An 18,691-nucleotide genomic window follows, 5' to 3' on the forward strand; every position below is an offset into this window, starting at 1 on the left:
AGTAACTCGGACACTATCCAAACCAACGAGGCAAGTATCTTCATGGGTCTTCAATTTAAGCGATCTGTTATCGCCGCCAGCCTAGCAATTTTTACCGGCTCGGCCTTTGCCGATAATTTAGCAGAAATTTACGAGTTAGCGGTAAAAAATGATCCTGTGATCCGAGCTGCCGAAGCCACCTTCCTCGCCGACAGTGAAGCGGAGAGCCTCGGCTTATCTGCCCTGCTTCCCCAGGTAGGCGCCAACGCCAACATCACCAAAACCGATGGCAGCATTGATGGTACTCAAGCCTTGAGCACTGTCGATGCCGACACCGAAGGCGAAAGCAAGGGTTGGGGCGTGCAGTTGGAGCAGCAGTTATTCAATATGAATGCCTGGTTTAACTTCAAGGCCGGCAAGATGGAAGGCAACCGCGCTCAGGCGCAATTTGGTGCCGACCAGCAAGAGCTGATTGTCCGTGTTGCCCAGGCTTATTTCGACATTCTTCAGGCCGAGGACAACCTCGCCGCCTCTGAGGCACAGGAAAAAGCCAACAAACGCCGTCTAGAGCAGACGCAACAGCGCTTCGATGTTGGCCTCATCGCCATCACCGACGTACACGAGGCGCGTGCCGCCTATGACTCGTCGTATGCCTTACGCCTTGGCGACGAAGGTTTGTTAGCCGTCAACATGGAAAAACTCACCGTGCTCACCGGTATGACCCACCAGGACATTTGGCAACTGGTCGAAGACTACCCTGTCACCAATCCCGAACCGATGGATGTGCAGGAATGGGTAGGCTATGCCCGCGGCAACAACTACAGCATCAAGGCTTCTGAGGCACAGCGCGACGGCGCTCATCAGAATGCTAAAGCGAAAAAGGCCAACCACTACCCAACGCTGTCAGCCACTTTGGGTTATCAAGATACCGATGTTACCAATGATTTCAACGACACCAGTTTCGATGACTATAACAATAATGGCAGCTCAGTCGGCCTGAATTTAAACGTGCCTATCTTTACCGGTGGCGCCGTCAGTTCGCAGAGACGTCAAGCTTATCAGCAATACAATGCCGCTCTGGAAGGCTATTCCGGCACCGTCCGCAATGTCACCCAGGCGACACGAGCGTTCTATGTCAACGTGACCACTGGTGTGGCTCAGACTCAGGCGCGTAAACAGTCCATCACCTCGAACAAGAGCGCCCTGGATGCAACCCAGGCCGGTTATGAGGTGGGTACGCGTAACATTGTTGACGTGTTAAACGTCGAACAGGGGTTGTTCAGCGCTATTCGTGACTACTCTACCGCCCGTTATGGCTATGTGATCAACAGCCTCAAGCTCAAGCAGCAGGCCGGTACGCTCAGCCCTCAGGACATCTATGACCTGAACCAATGGCTGGCTGCGCCAAAGTTAAGTGATAAAAATCTGATGTAGAGATTTACAGCAGACAAAAAAAGGCCTGACCCACGTAACTGGATCAGGCCTTTTTTATTGCCGGGAATTTAACTTAACTGGTGGTCTATTGTCGCCAGAAGTGTACCTAGTGCGCCTCGGTTTTGTTCAACAACGGCATAGGCTTTTTCACCCTGCTGCTGCCTCAGGGTGTCATCATCCAGCAATCTCGCCAATACCGGCTCTAATGATTGCTGCTCGGATAACATCGTCAAGCCGCCAGCATCGACCAGCAATTCGGTAATTTGCATAAAGTTAAACATGTGAGGGCCAGTCACCACAGGCAGTCGCCACAGCGCTGGCTCCAGCACATTGTGGCCGCCGTGCTCCACCAAACTGCCGCCGACAATGGCGATATCAGACGCTCCCATCATCAACAACATCTCGCCCATGGTATCGCCAACAATCACTTCTGTTTGTGATGTCGGGGCAATGCCACTGCTGCGCCGCAGCACCCGAAAACCTTGTTGATCGGCCAAGCTGGCAACGCTGTTAAAACGCTCAGGGTGGCGCGGTACAATGACCAACAGCAGCTGCGGATGTTTGATCTGCAACGCTTTAAAGGCCGCCAAGATCTGTTCATCTTCCCCTGCATGGGTGCTGGCAGCGATAATCACGCGGCTATGGTGGGCATGCCACAGATTATTAAGATCCTCTGCCGTTGCCTGCAACGCTGCAGGGAGGTCAACATCAAATTTAACGCTGCCACTGACCACCAGCTTTGCCGGTGCCAGCCCCAACTCAACAAAGCGCTGACCATCGACGGCGTTCTGCGCCACCACACAGGTTAAACGCCTGATCATCGGCAGGGTTATACGATGAAAGCGCTGATACCCCCCCGCCGATCGCGCCGATAATCGCGCATTGGCAACAATCACCGGGATATTACGACGACTACAGGCGGCCACCATATTCGGCCACAGTTCGGTCTCTACCACTATCGCTAATTGCGGCTTGTAACGACGCAGAAAACGGCTAAGCGATGTCGGTAGGTCATAGGGCGCATATACATGTTCGACACTGCCGCGAAACAACTGATAAACCTGCTCCGACCCCGTCGGGGTGGTCGTCGTCACCAGCAGACTGTGGTTGGGGTATTTCTGCTGCAGTGCCCTAACCATCGGCGCACAGGCTATCGACTCACCGACGGAAACCGCGTGCACCCAAATTGTTGGTTTATTATTCAGCCGCTTTTTTAGATAGACACCATACCGCTCCAGCATCCGCTGACGATAGGCCGGGGCTTTTAAAGAGCGCCACAACAACCGCAGCATCACCAACGGCTGTATCAAATAAAATATCCCTGTGTATAAAATCCTTGCCAAAAAACTACCCACCGCTAATTCTTTACAGTAATTGATTTGCCAACAGTACTCGCCAGCCATGAGGGAGGTTATACTATGCCTTGTTTCTATTTTACCTACGGTTAATGCTATGCGTCACGAAGTTAAAGTCGATATTTCAATTATTGGTGGAGGCATCGCCGGTTTATGGCTATTAAACCGACTCCAACAAGCGGGCTATAGCGCCGTCTTGTTTGAGCAGGCTGATCTTGGCAGCGACCAGACCATCGCCTCTCAGGGCATGATACATGGCGGCCTAAAATACGCCCTCAGCGGTATTATTAACGGTTCCTCCGAGGCCGTTGCCGAAATGCCAGCACTGTGGCAACGCTGTATTGACGGCGAGGGCGAAGTAGACCTGAGCAAAACAAAACTACTGAGCAAAGAGTTTAATATGTGGTCTACCGGTTCTGCCGGCTCTAAACTGACCTCTTTTTTCGCCACCAAGGCAATGCGCGGACGCATCAATAAACTGAAACGCCCCGACTATCCTCAGGTATTTCAAAATAAAGCCTTTGCCGGCAACGTCTATCGCCTGGTTGATATCGTGCTGGACGTGCCCTCGCTGCTTAATAATTTGAAGAGCAACTGCCCTGGCCGTATCTTTTCCATCGATTGGCAGCAGGCTCAATTTCAGCAACAGCAAGATGGCAGCGTCTCCGCCTTAGAAATTAAGCACGGCGATGACATTATCGCCATTGCTGCCCAGCAGCATGTCTTCACCGCGGGTAAAGGCAACGGTGACCTAATGGCAATGCTCAATTTACAACAGCCAAAGATGCAAATCAGACCGCTGCAGCAGGTTATGGTCAAGCACAGCAACGACTTTGACCTCTATGCCCACTGTGTCGATTTCAGCCTCAGCACCTCACCGAGGCTAACGGTTTCAAGCCATCGCAGCGACGACGGCAGCCTCACCTGGTATCTGGGTGGCGACCTTGCCACCAATGGGTTGAACGACTCCCCTGAGCAACTGATCAATAAAGCAAAGCGGGAAATGAACACGCTATTCCCCTGGCTCGATTTCAGCGACGCCCAATGGACAACCATCAGCGTCGACCGCGCCGAACCCAAGCAGAGCTCATTATCCAAACCTGACCAAGCATTCGCACAGGTCAGCGATGCTGCCGCCAACGTCATCGTGGCATGGCCTACCAAACTCACTCTGGCACCCGACCTCGCCGATAAAGTCATCGCGTCGCTACAAGATGCCGCTCTATCACCTCAGCCGACGGCGAATATCGAAGCTCTTGAGGTGCTCGGCTGCCCCACCGTTGCCAACAAAGTTTGGGACAAAAATTTTGAATACTAAATCACCGGCTCTCGACCCCAGCGTTCGTCGCCCTATTGCAGACACCGACATTTTTGTCAGCCCCATCGGTTTAGGCACGGTTAAACTTGGCCGAGATCAGGGCGTTAAATACCCTAACGGTTTTACTATTCCTGACGATCAACAGGCCCTGTCTTTGATCAATCTAGCGCGAGAACTCGGTATCAACTTGATCGACACCGCACCGGCCTATGGCAATAGCGAAGAGCGCCTCGGCAAGCTGCTTAAGGGACAGCGACGAGACTGGGTTATCTGCTCAAAGGTTGGGGAAGAGTTTGTCGAAGGACAGTCCTCTTTTCACTTTGACGAAGCCTCGGTGAAAGCCAGTATTGATAGAAGCCTCAAGCGTCTAAACACAGACTATATTGATATGGTGCTGGTTCACTCCGATGGTAACGACGTCGCTATCATCGAGCAGTACGGCATATTAGAAGTGCTTAGTAACATTAAGAAACAGGGGAAAATCCGCGCCACGGGTATGTCGACCAAAACAGTTGAAGGCGGCATATTGGCCGCCCAACAGTCTGACTGTGTGATGGCGACTTACAACCTAGCTTACACCGACGAGAAGCCGGTGCTGGATTACTGCGCTGAACATAACAAGGCGGTACTGATCAAGAAGGCGCTGGCCTCCGGGCATCTGTGTTTAGAACCCGGCGAAGACCCTGTGTCGAAAAGTTTCGAGCTTATCTTTCAGCCGTCGAGTGTGGCCAGTGCAATTATTGGTACGATTAATGAAAAACATTTGAGGGCGAATGTTTTGACCTTGTTACGCGGTATAGTCTGCAATCAGAGTAGAGGGCCAGCCTCTTGAAACTATCGATAATCATTCCATGTTTTAATTATGGCCACCTGGTAGAAAAGGCCATCGCCTCTGCGGCAACCAATCACCCTGAGGTAGAAGTTATTGCTCTTAATGATGGCTCAACAGACAACAGCCTAGAGGTTTTAAAAGGCCTTGCTGAAAAATATAACTTCAACCTTATCGATAAGAAAAACAGCGGCGTATCCAGTACTCGAAACATGGGCATCGACATCGCCAGCGGCGAATACCTGATGTTTTTAGATGCCGATGACTATCTTACCGATGATGCTATTGCACTATGCCTAAACAGCATTGTTGACACCCAAGCGAAATTCATCATCGCTGAACATATTAATATCAGCGATAACAAACGGAGTTTATCTAAAAAAATCAGCATCCAGGAAAGTCATTATGACAATGTCAGAAGGTACATAACCAAGGAGCTAAGCATTGTTAACGGTGGCTGCCTGATGCACAAAGATATATTCGCCTCGCGTCGCTACAACCCTTCACTTCGCAACAGCGAAGACATCCCGATGTTTATTCATGCCTTAGCAAATTTTAAGACCAGCTCGATCAACTTCCCTATTGTCAATATAATCAAGCACAACGACTCTCGTCGCCATGATATTTCAGCAATCCTAGAAACAGGGACAACCATTGTCGACGACAGTTTTGACGAGCAATATATCACCGGAAAAGTCGCCACACTAAAATGCACGGCCCTTGCCTACAGACACCATTCCATTGCCAAAGCCTGCTTTAAGGCCAATAAATATCAATTAGCCAAACAACACTACTCAAAGGCATTTCGCCTTCACCCTAGATTCATACTAAACATATCATTCCTGAAAAGAATGATCGGCGCCAGCTTGAAAAAAAACCATTAATACAGCAAAAAAATAAGATAGCAACTAGGAAAATTTTATTTTATCGACTCTCTTAGAAAGTCGATACCCTCCTCTCTCAGGCTAGAAAGATCTGTCTCGCTGGTTTTTTTTACTTTTTTCTGCAAAATCAACTCAAGATCGCTGTATCTGGTCACAATCCTACTGGATAAATCCAGCCTGCCTAACAAGGTATAGAATCTATCGTTTTTAGGGTTACTAAAGTCGAATGACAAATCAATAGCCTTGAACCCCAGCGCTTTAACTAGAGAGAATATTCGTCTTTTAAATTTATTGACCTTGTTTCTGCTTTCTAACGGAATAACAGCAAAATCTTTTTTATAAATAACAGAAAATGCAGAACCATGAAACGAGTTGGTCACGAAGAACTTAGACCTTTTGATAATCCAAACCCACTCCGAGGGATCTATTTCGTTAAGATCATAATCTGCCGAGATACAATGATCAAAACTCATGTTAACAATGGGTAAACCATAATGTTCTTTGACTCGTTTTATGCACTCATCAGCAAACGGAGTGATCTGCAACAAATAGATCGCGATATAATCGCCGGAGAACGGTAAGTTGACCTCTTTTTCAGGATAACTTTCACACAGCAATGTGGGATCAGGAACCAAGGTAGAATCAAGTTCTAGCTCTGAAAGGTTAGCCTTAAGACTGTTTTCTCTTACTGACAGCGAGTCAAAGCGACTGAGACTATCAACCAGGTTTCCCCGCTCAAGCCGCGTACCCCCAGTACTTGCCGCATACGAGATTCGCCTGCTGCCGGGGCCAGCAAAATTCAAAAAATATGCATCAACATTTTTTCTGACAAAGCTGATCCTCTCATTCCAAACTTGATCACTGCCTGCAACAAAAACATCAGACTCAACGTCTGCCAGATCATCACCAGTAAACTCTCTGTCCGTAATATTTAAAAAGTCCTTTCTGTATTTTTCGAATGAATTAAACTGAACTAAGTCGCTGCCTTCCAGCTCGCTCCTATCAACATAAAAAGGTACATAGTCGATTACCTGGACCCTATAGCCTAAGCTCGCTACCGCTTGCTGCAAGGCATAACACTGCAGCACCGCACCGAAATTTATCGCCCGATGAAATGTTATTAAACTAACTAACTTTTCAGAGTTCATGGTCACTACCTTGTCGTTAGTATGTCATCGACGCTCAAGCGCTCTGAATAAGCGACATTAAATTCATCTGGCATATAGCCAACACCAATCATGCAGGAGACATTATGGGCATCTTTTATTGACAGCAATTTTCTTAGTTTTTTATCCACCTTAGTACTCACAGCCCAGTGCAAAATGCAGGCACCCAATCCATTATATTGCAATGAGTACAGTAAATTCATGGCAAAAATCCCGCTATCGACATAAACCTGATTTAGATCCTTGATACCTTGAGTTGCCCTTAAATCACCACAAACAACAAGCAGGCAACTGATATTTTCGTTAAAACCTCTTGTCCCATTGTGTATCGTCAAAGCCTTATCAATCAGTTGTTTGTCTTTTATATGGTATATTCTAGGCGTTTGTCGGTTGCACGTTGACGGGCAGCGCTGAGCTAATTTAACCGCCCTCTTAACAACCTCAGAATCAACCTCTTTATCGATAAAGTTTCTAATAGTGGACCGGGCATGACATATAGCGGCAAAATCACCTCTGGATTGCTCAGTATATTCCTTCAAGAAAACCTGTTTAGAGCCACCACCCACGCCATCATTACCTGTTAATAGCGCTGTGTTTCTAACAAGAAAGGAATCAATTTTTTCGAACAGCCCTTTTATCTTGCCATCGTCTGGCAGCGGCCTATCGAGATGTAAATCTTTATATCTCGACAACACAATAACGGCAGAAACATATTGTGTATTCAATTTATTAAAACCCAGCGAATCATATTCCAGCATTTCATCTATCAGCTTTAAGATGTTTTCTGCGCCAAAGAAATACCGAACTTTCGGCATAGCCAGACCTTTCTCAACTATATGAAACTTAGTTGATATCCCAGCAAGCATGCCCATCTCTGTTTTCTGAAACGCATTCGAATGCTTGGTAAACCGAACAAAGAAATAAAGCCAAAGCTTCGCACTTTCTTTATATCGTCTGTAAGGTTTCATGCTGAATTTCATTTATACCGCCACAAGGATTTTAATAAATGTAATTGACCGAGCCGCTTTATTGCTGACCGAAGACTACATCCAGATAATTTATGCTCGACTAAGGCCTCGCCATCAACGTTAGCCATAAGACACGAATGAGTAAAACTTAGTTACCCATCTTGATCTTCTCAACAATCGACGTCGTCGAACAATCATCGACAAAGTTCATCACATAGACTGAGCCACCATAGGCCTCAACTATCTGCCATCCGACGACACCTTCTTTATCGTAATCACCACCTTTGACTAGCACATCAGGCTTTAATAATGCCAACAGACGCTCTGGGGTATCCTCACTAAAAGACACCACCCAGTCGACAGAACCCAAACCTGCCAGCACCGCCATTCTTCTATCCAACGGATTAACGGGTCGACCCGGGCCTTTTAATTTAGTAATGGAAGCATCATCGTTAACACCAACAACCAAGCGATGCCCTAACGCCTTTGCCTGTTCGAGATAACCAACATGGCCGGCATGAATAATATCGAAACAACCATTGGTAAAGACGACTTTCTCGCCATGCGCTCTCGCATCCTGCAAAACGACGGCTAATTGCTCATCGGTCATCACGCCACGGCCACTGCCGACCTCTTTGTGGATGGCGCGCCGTAACTCGGGGCCACTGATAGCAGCGGTACCGAGCTTGCCAACAACAATACTGGCGGCAATGTTTGCTAAAGCCACCGATTGCGGCAGAGGTTCACCTGCGGCAAGGCTTGCCGCCAATACGGAAATAACCGTATCGCCGGCACCGGTGACATCGAAGACCTCCTTCGCCTTGGCCGGTAAATGCAGCTCAGGCTCGCCCTTGCGCAATAACGTCATGCCATGCTCACCACGGGTCACTAACAGGGCGTCCAGCTCGAGTGTTTCAAGCAGGGCGACACCTTTTTCCACCAACTCTTGCTCTGTTTCGCAGGTGCCGACTACCAGCTCAAACTCACTGTAGTTTGGCGTTAACAGCGTGGCGCCGCGATATCGCTCAAAATCACTGCCCTTGGGGTCGACCAACACAGGAATGCTTAACGCTCTCGCCTGTTTGATCAATGGTTGCGGGTCTGCCAATACGCCCTTGGCGTAATCAGACAGGATCAATGCCCCCACATGAGGGCTGAGCTCGATGGTTTTCTGCACCACAAGGTCAGCATCAGCGACGGCAAAACCCTCCTCAAAATCGAGGCGTAGTAACTGCTGCTGACGACTAATAACCCGTAGCTTGGTAATGGTCGGCTTGTCTTTAACCGCCACAAAATCACAGTGGACCTTTGCCGCGGCAAGAGTGGTCGACAATGAATCTGCAGCCTCGTCCTGCCCGACCAAGCCAATAACAGATGCGCCAGCGCCAAGAGCCGCGATATTCAACGCCACGTTGGCCGCTCCGCCGGGGCGGTCTTCCATACCATCCACCTTTACCACCGGCACCGGGGCCTCAGGCGAGATACGCGAGGTGGGGCCATGATAATAACGATCCAGCATAATATCGCCGACCACTAAGACCTGCGCCTGGTTGAATAGAGGCATTGTTAGCTTCATACATAAGCCTGTTCTGTAAAAAATATTGCCAATAATATCACAGCCTAAAGTGAGAATGGTGATCAACTATTTAGATTGATAATCTAACCCGAAGGTGACTACACCTTAACCGCCACACAGGCTATGATACCGGCGATAAAATACTGCCTTTCTCACTATAGGCCAAGACCAACACAACAAGGTAAATCTTCATGTCTGTCTCACTACCCATCGACATCACTGAAATCAAAGGCTTTTTAGCCGACGACGAGGCCGAGGCACTGTATCTTCACGCGCAGCAATGTAGCAGCCTAGGGCCAATATTCGAAATCGGTAGTTACTGCGGTAAATCAACTATCTATCTTGGTGCTGCCGTCAAAGCCTTGGGTGGCACTGTTTATGCGCTGGATCATCATCGCGGCAGTGAAGAGCACCAATTAGGCGAGGAGTATCACGACGGCGATCTTTATGATGCCTCTGTCGAGTTGATGGACACCTTTAAAGAGTTCCGCAAGAATATGCGTGCCGCGGAGCTAGAGGAGACCGTCGTCCCTGTCGTCTCATCTTCCAAGGCTGCATCACGTCACTGGGGTACACCGCTGGGCATGTTGTTTATCGATGGCGGCCACAGCCTAGAAGCAGCAATGACTGACTACCAAAGCTGGGTAACACATATCAAATCCGGTGGCATCCTGGCCATACATGATATCTTTCCCAACCCTGAGGAAGGTGGCCAAGCCCCTTACACCATTTATAAGTTGGCGGAGGCTTCAGGTTTGTTTGACAAGCTGCCGATGGTCAATACCTTAGGCTTGTTCCGCAGAAAGTAGATCGCTCTCTAACTCCAGCAGTCTAACTTCTTTAAACAGGTAAGCTGCCGGGGTATGGTCCGTCAGCGCATCTGCCGCCAGCAAAATCGCACCGGCCGTCCAGGTCGGTTTTTCGTCAGGCCACAGTAAATCTTGTTTGAACTGATAACCCGTCCAATAGGAGCCATCTTCCAAACGCCACTGGTGCAGCCAACTATAGACCTCGGTTGCTTTTTCACGCTCACCCGCGGCAAGTAAGGCCATGGTCAATTCACAGGATTCGGCAATGGTTACCCAGGGCTCATCACTGACACAGCGACAGCCCATGCCATCCATCACAAACTCATCCCAGCGCTCTGCTAAACGCTGTTTAGACGCCTGTTGATCAAGCGCGCCGGTCAACACAGGGTAGAACCAGTCCATCGAATAACGCGCCTTCGATTCCCACGTACGATCGAATCGCTCAGGGTGATTGGCCAGCGTGTTACCCAGCTTAGAGCGGGCAGCGAACCAGTCAGTTCGGTTTTCGCCGAGAGTAACCGATATATTAAATGCGCATTCGAGACTCTTATAAATCGAGCTATTGCCTGTTACCAATGCATCTTCTTTCGCCTTACCCTCCGCATCCACCGCCCAATGGATATCTCCATGCTCCGTTTGTAGCGCCAACACAAAGGTAATGGCCTGCTCGACCATGGGGTACATTTCCACTAAAAACTCTCTGTCGTCAGAGATCAAGAAATGATGCCAAATGCCCGTGGCAATATAGGCAACAAAATTGGTTTCACGGCGCTCATGGTTATGTATTTCGCCATTCTTATAGGCCGCCCACCAACTGCCGTCCTCGAGCTGTATGTTTTTCAACCAACGATAGGCATTCACAGCGTGTTCAAACTCGCCGCCAATAGAAAGTCCCATTGCCGCCTCGACATGGTCCCACGGGTCTGCATACGAGCCCTCAAACCATGGCACAGAGCCACAGGGCAGCTGAGTGTCACGAATAAATTCGACTGTCTTACGCAGGAAATCCTCTGGATACAACCCTTTCGTCAGATACAAACCACTCACCCTATAAACCCTTCCTAAAATACATCACAACGCTTTTGCCAAGTACCGGGTTTAATAACTTCTCAAGGTTGACGGTAAACCATGGCTTGTCCATCAAATCCCAGACTAAAAAGCGATGATACAGCTTAATCAGCGGATTTGTATCTCGGGTATCGTGGAACATGCATTTTAACCACCAAAAGGGTGAGTGTAGCGCATGCGCAAAATGCTTGGCATAGATATGAAAGCCGCGAATCTCGATGGCGCAGCGAAATTCGTCCTCATCGAAGATTCGCAGGTGTCCGCCCTCAACTTGGTGATACTCATCACTGAAATACCAACAAATTTTCTCCGGCCATGCCCGGGGAACACTGGCGCAGAAGGTGCCGCCAGGCTTTAATACCCGCTCAACCTCGTCGAGCGCCCCCTGCCAATCGGGGATATGTTCCAAGACCTCCGAGCAGATGACCTTGTCGAAGGTGTTGTCGGCAAAGGGCAACTGTAGCGCATTGGCAGCAGACAAACCAAACGACTTGGCATCATTATCAGCATCGGCAAAATCTTGATATTTATCCGCCGTTGTTTTCAAGTCCTTATGGCTTAGATCAACACCGACAGCCTGTATATCGCCCTCGATATAAGCCGAGATAACATGGCGTCCCTCACCGCAACCTAAGTCTAAAACCACATCACCGGCGCTGAGACCAAATTTCTTATAATTAACGGTTTTCATTTTTCTTCAATACTTCTCTATAGAATTCAGTCATTTGTTCGGCGGCCAGGTGCCAGCAAAATTTTTCTTCAATACGCTTTCGACCGGCAATAGCCAGTTGCTGACGACGCTCGGGGCTTTGCAGTAGTTCGTCGACTGCCTCAGCAATGGCGGCACTATTTTTAACAGGAACGATGACACCGGCCTCTCCTACCACCTCGGGCAAGGCGCCACCATCGGTCGATACCAGCGGCACACCGCAGCTCATTGCCTCGCCGGCTGGCAAACCAAAGCCCTCATAGACCGAGGGCACAACGGCAACCTCAGCCTGGGCGTAATAATCCACCATCTTTTGCGTGCTAATACCGTGAACAAAAGTTATTCGCTGACCAATGCCCAATCTCTGAATTAACTGCTCTGTATCGCCGCCGGGCTGGGGCTTGCCGACTAATAATAAACTTATATCGGGGTGACTTTCTGCCAGCTTGGCGATCGCCTCTAATAAGTAACGCAAGCCTTTCAACGGGGCGTCGGCTGAAGCTGTTGCCATGATACGCCCCTTGATCTTTGGCACATCAGGCTGCGGGTAAAACTCTTCCGTATCGATACCGTTTGTCACCAAGGTGATATGGTCGTCATCAATGCCAAAGGCCGTGCCAATATCAACCAACGACTTCTCAGATACCGTCTGTAGGTGATCCAATCGCTTGACAACAAAGCGCTGCATGTCCAAAAAGGAGTGCCAGCGGCGTGTTAAAAGTTTCTGCCACCAACCATTAGCTGCACCTAACGCAATCTCTAAATCGCGAGTAATGGGGTGGTGGATAGTGCTAACTAACGGGAAACCTTGTTTTTGCAGTTTTAACATCCCAAAGGATAATGACTGGTTATCGTGGATAATATCGTAATCACGCCCCTTCTTATTCAAGTGAGCCACGGCACGGCGGCCAAATGCCTGCATCTCGGCAAAGCCACCGGTTAGCTTACTCACCCATTCAATGATATTGGCGCGAGACTTAAGGTGATGAAGGCGCAGCGACAGCAAACCATGCTCATACAAATTCATGCCTGGCATTTTAATCAACCTCACCCGCTCATCCAGATGGGGATAAGGTTCGCCGGATATCACATCAACGGTATGCCCTGCATCGACCAAAGCCTTGCTTAGATATTTTAAATAGATGCCCTGACCACCCCCATAAGGGTGGGAGCGATAGCCTAACAAACAAATATTAAGAGGGGGCGGTGAAGCTTCAGCAGGTATGAGGCTGGCTTCATCCGGCGTAATGACGTGCTCTGACTTTGGTTTTAACAATTTTTCATTTCTTCGATTATAATATTCAACGGCAAATCATTGATTATAAAGTAATATTTTAGACGGCTGCGATATAAAAAAATAGTCGCATAGACGCCCCTTCATGCCTTTAAGCCGGTCTCAATTTTACGCGTGAGAGGGTGAAAAATCCACAGCTGAAGTAATGCTAAGTTTTTTAATGTATTGTGTAAGCAATACACTCACACCTACATCTGCAGCTACCTAATTATTATGTTTTTGTCACCGACGATTGACCCAAACTATTGCCCTCGTAACATTTATACTCTTAGAAGCTATGCCGCCTTTATTAGCATTGCCATTAGTTTTTGGCTTATTTTCAATAATATCACCCTCAACCGCGACGGCATGCTGTATGACGAGACGGCAAACATTTTCCTTCAACACGGCCTCGAAGCAGCCAGGGCTAATTACAACTGGCCCTTTCTATCCGTTCTGGCTGCCGTTATTTCGCAGGTTTTTTATATTGATACATCCACTGCCTTGCAAGTCATCACGACGGCTAGCTTCTTATTGATTACTGACTTTTTTATTCGCATTAACTTTCTCACCACTAACAATATAAAAATCGCGACGATATCCGCGCTGCTAATTTTGAGCCTACCTGCCATCAATGGCTATAGGGGCATGGTCATCAGAGACCCAGGGGCATGGGCCTCTATGTTGGCCGCCATCTATTACGCCTGCCTTTACTGGCAGCAAAAAACACGCCCCACCCTACTGCTTTCTTCTCTATTATTGATTTTTGTTGCCTGTTTTTTCAGAGCTGAGTTCATTATTTTTAGCCTCGCATTTCCCGCTGCTTTTTTGTTTAGTCGCCGCGACAACAGCAGCCGAAAATCAGCCATAATCGCTGCAGTAGGAGCACTGCTACTCGCCATACTGCTGTTACTCATATTCCGCTTCCCTGAATACAAGATTGCAAAACAACTTTCGACCACCTTCAACCTCTCTCACTTACTAGCCGACATACACCGCAACAGCGACATCATTGCCAACAAGATCCTGAACGAATTCAGCGCCGAGTACGCCACCAGCTTCTATCTTTTTGGCTTGCTGGGCTCTTTCATCACCATTGTTGTGTTCGCACTGCAACCTGCTTTCACCCTGATTGCTGCTATTAGATTTAAGCTGTATTTAAAAACCTTTTTACAGTCAAAGGCTCTTTTAGTACTTACCGGGCTCATGCTTATACCGCTGTTTATGCAGTTCGTTTCCACTCAAATATTGGTCGCCCGATATACCGGATTTCTGGCCATATTATTATTATTCCCCCTCGTCCATGTTGTCGACCATATCTATTCTGAGCGCTCTAAGCTCAAATATTTTGTTGGTGTTATTATTGCCATCGCCTTTTTAGACAACGTTATTTCAACCAAGCCTAATGACAAAAGCTATCTAGTGAAATCTGGCGAGTGGGTTAAAACAAATCACCCCGGCATGAGTATTGGCAGCAATGACAAGCAAACTATTTACCTGGCCACAGGCGTCTACAATAAATCACGCCCGACATCCTTGGAGCGATCGAAGAAAGACTTTTACATACTGATAGCCAGAGAGGCTCCAGCCAATAAGAAGCATTGGCGGCTGGTCGAAATCATTGATACAAAAGCGAAAAAGTCAGCTTATATTTATCAGCGCAAGCAATAGCAGGATTACTTCGGTAAAACTGCCGCCCGGCCATGGTCCTTTAAATAGAGCTTCATAGCTTTGCGCTCTATTTGTTGTCGGCATTTCTTATCTAAATCGAGTGAGTAACTGCCAAGAAATAACGCTACATCCTCTTTGCTTAAGCCAATATCCAGCGCCGAGTAATACAAACCCGCCAAGTCTTTTACCTGCCACCGATAAGGCACCTTGGCGCGGATTTGAGCCCGGTGCAAATCGATAATATGAAGCTTTGGCCACTCATCGCTGTCGGCGGCAATCGTCTCGTCGAGCAAAAAGTGGCAGAGATAAAAATCGCGATGATTCATGCCGCTGCCGTGCATCTTACCTGACATCTCAGCCACTTTTTTAATCAATCGAACTTTCAACTTGGTATCTGGCGGTGACGTCACCCAATCTTTGCAGTAATCCTCAAGACTGATGGTATCGATTAAATCTTCAGTGACAATAAACGACAACTGTTTGGCGGGGTTGCAGCCTCGCTCGCCATAAGCTGCCGCCGTCATCGTCCCCACATCCACTGACTTCAAGTGCTCAATGGCCAGCCATTCATTGCGCGCCCCTAATATTGGCAGCCTCAGCTGTACTAGATTTTTTATAATCTCGCCCCAGCCGATACCCTGATGCAGCTTCAAGAAGTAACTCTGCCCCTGGGCCTCAAATTGCAGCGTCCGACGCCCTTCCTTGCTCCTATATATTTCACCTTGCTGGGCTATAGCGGCGTCGAAAGGGGTGGACCACAGGCTGTCAAAGGGTTTTTCGAGATGCAAGGTCATTGGGCGCTTCCTGTGATGAGTTCGGCGGCTCGTACCGGCATAGAAAAAATATCCGCGGTATTGGCAAAGTGGCGACCATTCGCCTGCCAGTCTATCTGACTGTTAAAAAGCAGCACTGACAATTGCTGGCTAAGCAGCGACAGCTGTAAGGGTGAAGGCACGACAAACCCCATTGAATAATCTCGGATGTAATGGCTATAACCACAGACCTCACTGGCCAGTACTGGCGTGCCGGCAACCATCGCCTCGAGCAGCACCGTGCCGGTATTTTCCCGGTAGGCGGGATGGATTAACAGGTCCGCGGCAAGCAGCAGGCTGGGCACGTCATCTCTGCCCCCTAAAAATTCTACCTGACTGGCAACACCTAATTTTTTAGCCAAGGCAAGGTAACGCTCAGGGCTATCCTGTCCGGCGATTTTCAGCTGCACCCGCTGTCGTTGCTCTGATGGCAGTTCAGCCAGCGCTCTTATCGACCGATCTACACCCTTGGTCTTAAAGCCAGAACCGACCATCAGCAGTAGCTTTTGCTCATCTTCTATGCCCAGCATCTGTCGCGTTGCCGTTGCGATCTCGTCGCTATTTTTCGGTGCGATTCTATCGGGCGAAATACCGGGGGGAAGCAGGTAAAATCGCTCACTCTGTGTCTGATAGCACTGCTGGTAACTGGCCATCTCAGCCTGGGATATCATCAACAGCTGCGTCGAAGACTGTCGACCAAACACCGATGCTTCGACGCGGAGAAAATGCCGGACCCTCGGCGTCAACGCATACCAAGGACTGATCTTCTTGGCCTTGAAACAGCTATCGGCGGCATAGTACCAATCCAGCCCCGGTAGGCGATCAAACCCTATCACTTGGTCAAAGTTTTTTTCCGCAATAGCGGCGGCAAAGCGCTCACTGAAACGGCGATTTTTTGTGTGATTTGACCAACCTTTTTTGCCCAGCTCATACACCGGCATCTGAATCGGTTTTTCGCCCTGCCAAACACCGCAGAATATCTCTACTTGGTGGCCGAGATCCGCACACGCGTGGGCAATCCGCCACATGTCTTTTTGCAGGCCGCCGTAGGGGAAATACTTAAACAAGGTAAAGGCTAGTTTCAATAGATATCACTTCTTTCGCTTTGTTATTGACACTTCAAGCTTATTGACAGCCTTCAAATCACCGTGGCAATAAGACAATAAAAACTCTTTCCTATAAGACTTAAATCTTTCGCTAGAGCGCCGAAATAGAACCTCTAAATCTCTCTGCCAGAAATGCCGCAACGAAAAATGTGGCCGCACAGTCTCTAGATCAATAAACCGTATATTACCATCGGTAAAGAATATATGCTTTGGGTATAAGCAGGGATGACGCAAACCCGTCGCATGCAGTTGGGCGACTTTACTCCCCAGCTCTCGCACCAGTTGAATAAAGCTATCGTCGTCATAGTCCAGCTCTTGGATTTTGTCTAACGAGGTGTATTGTTCTAAGGCCTCGGTAACCAACACCGCTTTCCACCCCCTCGAGGTTTTTACCTCTTGATAATAAGCCACATCCAGAGTTTTTATCCCCTTTTCATAGAGACGTTGAATATTATAGTGCTCCCGGCGAAAGCTGGGCTCGCCTGTCAGTGGGTGCCGCAGCGTCCGCATGTGATAATTGTGCTGCCTTTTGACATAGAATAGCTTACCATCGAGGCGCATAGAACCCACCTCGCTGTAGCCCCCGTGGCCGAAGTTTGGCTCGTCGACTAACTGCAAACCCAGAGCCAACCAATCCGTTATATCTTTCAAGCCCGTGCGATAAAAAAGCTGTTGGTTTTTATCTACGCTATCCATAGAAGCTCATCTTATTAATTGATTCTGATAAAGAATTATTCGAGCACCAGTCTTAGCCTCTGCCAAACCAAGTCAGGCGTCATCGGCGCAAAATTTGCCGGTTCAATGTCCGCATCATATTCCGTACCAGTATCTTCGATTTCATTGGTCGAATAGTGAAACTGTTGCTCGCCACTGGTACCAATAATTTTTGGGTCGGTTGGGCTGTACAAGGACAGCGTTGGCACACCGATGGCTGCCGATAAATGCCCCAAGCCAGTATCAACAGAGACAACAGCCGTCGCCTGGGCCAGCGCCGTCGCCACACCTTTGATATTTAACCGCGGTAACACCTCGACGGCATCGTTGCCCTCGGCGATAAACTTCGCTCGCTCTCGCTCAGTCTCACTACCCCAAGGCAACAACACGCGATAGCCCTCTGCCGTCAGCTTGGCCGCCAACTGCTGCCAATACTGCTGTGGCCAGTGCTTGGTCGGCCACGTCGTGCCGTGCAGCAGTACAACGTTGGGCTCAACCACGGTAGAGCCGGCAAACTGTTTGCGGGTTAATCCATATTGAGCCACAGTAGTCGGCTGCTGGTAACCCAGCGCCTTGGCGAACAGCTCTCTAACACGCTCCACCGCATGCTGGTTCTTATCGACACTGACTTTGTGCTTATACGCCAACGATGCCAGCGGCTCACGAATAGAGCTGCTATCTAGACCGTAACAGGGGGCCTTTACCAGCCGGGTTAAGGCCGCACTCTTGAGCAAGCCCTGTGCATCGATGACACAATCATAATGACACTTGCGCATCTCACGCTTAAAGCTGCGCCATTCCTCACCTGCCAGGGTTTGGATAATACTTCTGCGCCAGCGACGAATGGCCACAGGAATCACCTTATTAACCGCCGGATGCCAGCTGGGTATTTCAGTGAAACCCTCTTCAACCACCCAGTCAAAGGTAATGCCGGGTATCGCGGCCTTGGCGTCAGCGAGTGCTGGCAGGGTATGGATTACATCCCCCATGGACGATGTCTTAATAACCAATACGCGCATA

At 48.8% G+C, this 18,691-nt stretch carries 17 protein-coding genes; 6 read left to right on the plus strand and 11 right to left on the minus strand.

The annotated features are described in order from the left end of the window. Positions 1-42 precede the first annotated feature (42 nt). Positions 43-1,413 carry a TolC family outer membrane protein gene (locus tag L9P87_RS14670; RefSeq protein WP_237445510.1) on the plus strand — a complete coding sequence of 457 codons (1,371 nt, stop codon included), beginning with the start codon at positions 43-45 and terminating at the stop codon, positions 1,411-1,413. Between the two features lie 68 nt (positions 1,414-1,481). On the opposite strand, the gene waaA is transcribed toward L9P87_RS14670, so the two are convergent. Continuing rightward, positions 1,482-2,816 (minus strand): lipid IV(A) 3-deoxy-D-manno-octulosonic acid transferase, encoded by a 1,335-nt coding sequence (gene waaA, locus L9P87_RS14675; RefSeq protein ID WP_290368518.1) that lies wholly within the window; start codon positions 2,814-2,816, stop codon positions 1,482-1,484. A gap of 49 nt (positions 2,817-2,865) precedes the next feature. On the opposite strand from waaA, the gene L9P87_RS14680 reads away from it, so the two are divergent. From L9P87_RS14680 to L9P87_RS14690, 3 genes are read left to right on the plus strand one after another with little or no spacing between them, the layout of a single operon-like run. Continuing rightward, positions 2,866-4,086 carry an FAD-dependent oxidoreductase gene (locus L9P87_RS14680; RefSeq protein WP_237445512.1) on the plus strand — a complete coding sequence of 407 codons (1,221 nt, stop codon included), beginning with the start codon at positions 2,866-2,868 and terminating at the stop codon, positions 4,084-4,086. Further along, positions 4,076-4,918: an aldo/keto reductase gene (locus tag L9P87_RS14685; protein WP_237445513.1), complete on the plus strand. Its 843-nt coding sequence runs from the start codon at positions 4,076-4,078 to the stop codon at positions 4,916-4,918. The genes L9P87_RS14680 and L9P87_RS14685 overlap by 11 nt, the downstream gene beginning before the upstream one ends. After that, positions 4,915-5,799, plus strand: a complete 885-nt coding sequence (locus tag L9P87_RS14690; protein ID WP_237445514.1) for a glycosyltransferase family 2 protein — start codon at positions 4,915-4,917, stop codon at positions 5,797-5,799. The genes L9P87_RS14685 and L9P87_RS14690 overlap by 4 nt, the downstream gene beginning before the upstream one ends. Before the next feature lie 35 nt (positions 5,800-5,834). On the opposite strand, the gene L9P87_RS14695 is transcribed toward L9P87_RS14690, so the two are convergent. From L9P87_RS14695 to hldE, 3 genes are all read right to left on the minus strand, one after another. Next, positions 5,835-6,947 carry a polysaccharide pyruvyl transferase family protein gene (locus tag L9P87_RS14695; RefSeq protein ID WP_237445515.1) on the minus strand — a complete coding sequence of 371 codons (1,113 nt, stop codon included), beginning with the start codon at positions 6,945-6,947 and terminating at the stop codon, positions 5,835-5,837. Between the two features lie 5 nt (positions 6,948-6,952). Next, complete coding sequence (locus L9P87_RS14700) at positions 6,953-7,945, minus strand: nitroreductase family protein (RefSeq protein WP_237445516.1); 993 nt, start codon at positions 7,943-7,945, stop codon at positions 6,953-6,955. A 136-nt stretch (positions 7,946-8,081) separates the two neighbouring features. After that, complete coding sequence (gene hldE, locus L9P87_RS14705) at positions 8,082-9,509, minus strand: bifunctional D-glycero-beta-D-manno-heptose-7-phosphate kinase/D-glycero-beta-D-manno-heptose 1-phosphate adenylyltransferase HldE (protein ID WP_237445517.1); 1,428 nt, start codon at positions 9,507-9,509, stop codon at positions 8,082-8,084. Positions 9,510-9,700: 191 nt separating this feature from the next. Between hldE and L9P87_RS14710 the strand changes: the two genes are divergently transcribed. Then, positions 9,701-10,318, plus strand: a complete 618-nt coding sequence (locus tag L9P87_RS14710; RefSeq protein ID WP_237445518.1) for a class I SAM-dependent methyltransferase — start codon at positions 9,701-9,703, stop codon at positions 10,316-10,318. On the opposite strand, the gene L9P87_RS14715 is transcribed toward L9P87_RS14710, so the two are convergent. Genes L9P87_RS14715 through L9P87_RS14725 form a run of 3 tightly spaced genes read right to left on the minus strand, consistent with a single transcriptional unit; the run spans position 10,295 to position 13,371 of the window. Continuing rightward, complete coding sequence (locus tag L9P87_RS14715; RefSeq protein ID WP_237445519.1) at positions 10,295-11,365, minus strand: prenyltransferase/squalene oxidase repeat-containing protein; 1,071 nt, start codon at positions 11,363-11,365, stop codon at positions 10,295-10,297. The genes L9P87_RS14710 and L9P87_RS14715 overlap by 24 nt on opposite strands. Position 11,366: 1 nt before the next feature. Beyond that, positions 11,367-12,077, minus strand: a complete 711-nt coding sequence (locus L9P87_RS14720; protein ID WP_237445520.1) for a class I SAM-dependent methyltransferase — start codon at positions 12,075-12,077, stop codon at positions 11,367-11,369. Further along, entirely contained in the window at positions 12,064-13,371 is a 1,308-nt protein-coding gene (locus tag L9P87_RS14725; protein WP_237445521.1) for a glycosyltransferase family 4 protein, read from the minus strand. Before L9P87_RS14725 ends, L9P87_RS14720 begins: the two co-directional genes overlap by 14 nt. Positions 13,372-13,602: 231 nt before the next feature. On the opposite strand from L9P87_RS14725, the gene L9P87_RS14730 reads away from it, so the two are divergent. Continuing rightward, positions 13,603-15,039, plus strand: a complete 1,437-nt coding sequence (locus L9P87_RS14730) for a hypothetical protein (protein ID WP_237445522.1) — start codon at positions 13,603-13,605, stop codon at positions 15,037-15,039. Positions 15,040-15,044: 5 nt separating this feature from the next. Here L9P87_RS14730 and rfaP read toward each other — a convergent pair whose 3' ends face one another. From rfaP to waaC, 4 genes are read right to left on the minus strand one after another with little or no spacing between them, the layout of a single operon-like run. Beyond that, on the minus strand, positions 15,045-15,833 hold the full coding sequence (gene rfaP, locus L9P87_RS14735) for a lipopolysaccharide core heptose(I) kinase RfaP (protein ID WP_237445523.1): 789 nt from the start codon (positions 15,831-15,833) through the stop codon (positions 15,045-15,047). After that, positions 15,830-16,936 carry a glycosyltransferase family 4 protein gene (locus L9P87_RS14740; protein ID WP_237445524.1) on the minus strand — a complete coding sequence of 369 codons (1,107 nt, stop codon included), beginning with the start codon at positions 16,934-16,936 and terminating at the stop codon, positions 15,830-15,832. Before L9P87_RS14740 ends, rfaP begins: the two co-directional genes overlap by 4 nt. Positions 16,937-16,942: 6 nt before the next feature. After that, positions 16,943-17,653, minus strand: a complete 711-nt coding sequence (locus L9P87_RS14745; RefSeq protein WP_237445525.1) for a lipopolysaccharide kinase InaA family protein — start codon at positions 17,651-17,653, stop codon at positions 16,943-16,945. 35 nt (positions 17,654-17,688) lie between these two features. Next, entirely contained in the window at positions 17,689-18,690 is a 1,002-nt protein-coding gene (gene waaC / locus L9P87_RS14750; RefSeq protein ID WP_237445526.1) for a lipopolysaccharide heptosyltransferase I, read from the minus strand. Position 18,691 lies beyond the last annotated feature (1 nt).

Source organism: Sinobacterium norvegicum, assembly GCF_923077115.1.
Taxonomy (GTDB): domain Bacteria; phylum Pseudomonadota; class Gammaproteobacteria; order Pseudomonadales; family Sinobacteriaceae; genus Sinobacterium; species Sinobacterium norvegicum.

Excerpts from the sequence above, each read along its gene's own strand:
- L9P87_RS14695 (WP_237445515.1), bottom strand. The coding sequence starts at position 6,947 with ATGAACTCTGAAAAGTTAGTTAGTTTAATAACATTTCATCGGGCGATA.
- hldE (WP_237445517.1), bottom strand. The coding sequence starts at position 9,509 with ATGAAGCTAACAATGCCTCTATTCAACCAGGCGCAGGTCTTAGTGGTC.
- waaA (WP_290368518.1), bottom strand. The coding sequence starts at position 2,816 with ATGGCTGGCGAGTACTGTTGGCAAATCAATTACTGTAAAGAATTAGCG.
- L9P87_RS14745 (WP_237445525.1), bottom strand. The coding sequence starts at position 17,653 with ATGGATAGCGTAGATAAAAACCAACAGCTTTTTTATCGCACGGGCTTG.
- waaC (WP_237445526.1), bottom strand. The coding sequence starts at position 18,690 with ATGCGCGTATTGGTTATTAAGACATCGTCCATGGGGGATGTAATCCAT.
- L9P87_RS14670 (WP_237445510.1), top strand. The coding sequence starts at position 43 with ATGGGTCTTCAATTTAAGCGATCTGTTATCGCCGCCAGCCTAGCAATT.
- L9P87_RS14710 (WP_237445518.1), top strand. The coding sequence starts at position 9,701 with ATGTCTGTCTCACTACCCATCGACATCACTGAAATCAAAGGCTTTTTA.
- rfaP (WP_237445523.1), bottom strand. The coding sequence starts at position 15,833 with ATGACCTTGCATCTCGAAAAACCCTTTGACAGCCTGTGGTCCACCCCT.
- L9P87_RS14680 (WP_237445512.1), top strand. The coding sequence starts at position 2,866 with ATGCGTCACGAAGTTAAAGTCGATATTTCAATTATTGGTGGAGGCATC.
- L9P87_RS14700 (WP_237445516.1), bottom strand. The coding sequence starts at position 7,945 with ATGAAATTCAGCATGAAACCTTACAGACGATATAAAGAAAGTGCGAAG.
- L9P87_RS14730 (WP_237445522.1), top strand. The coding sequence starts at position 13,603 with ATGTTTTTGTCACCGACGATTGACCCAAACTATTGCCCTCGTAACATT.
- L9P87_RS14720 (WP_237445520.1), bottom strand. The coding sequence starts at position 12,077 with ATGAAAACCGTTAATTATAAGAAATTTGGTCTCAGCGCCGGTGATGTG.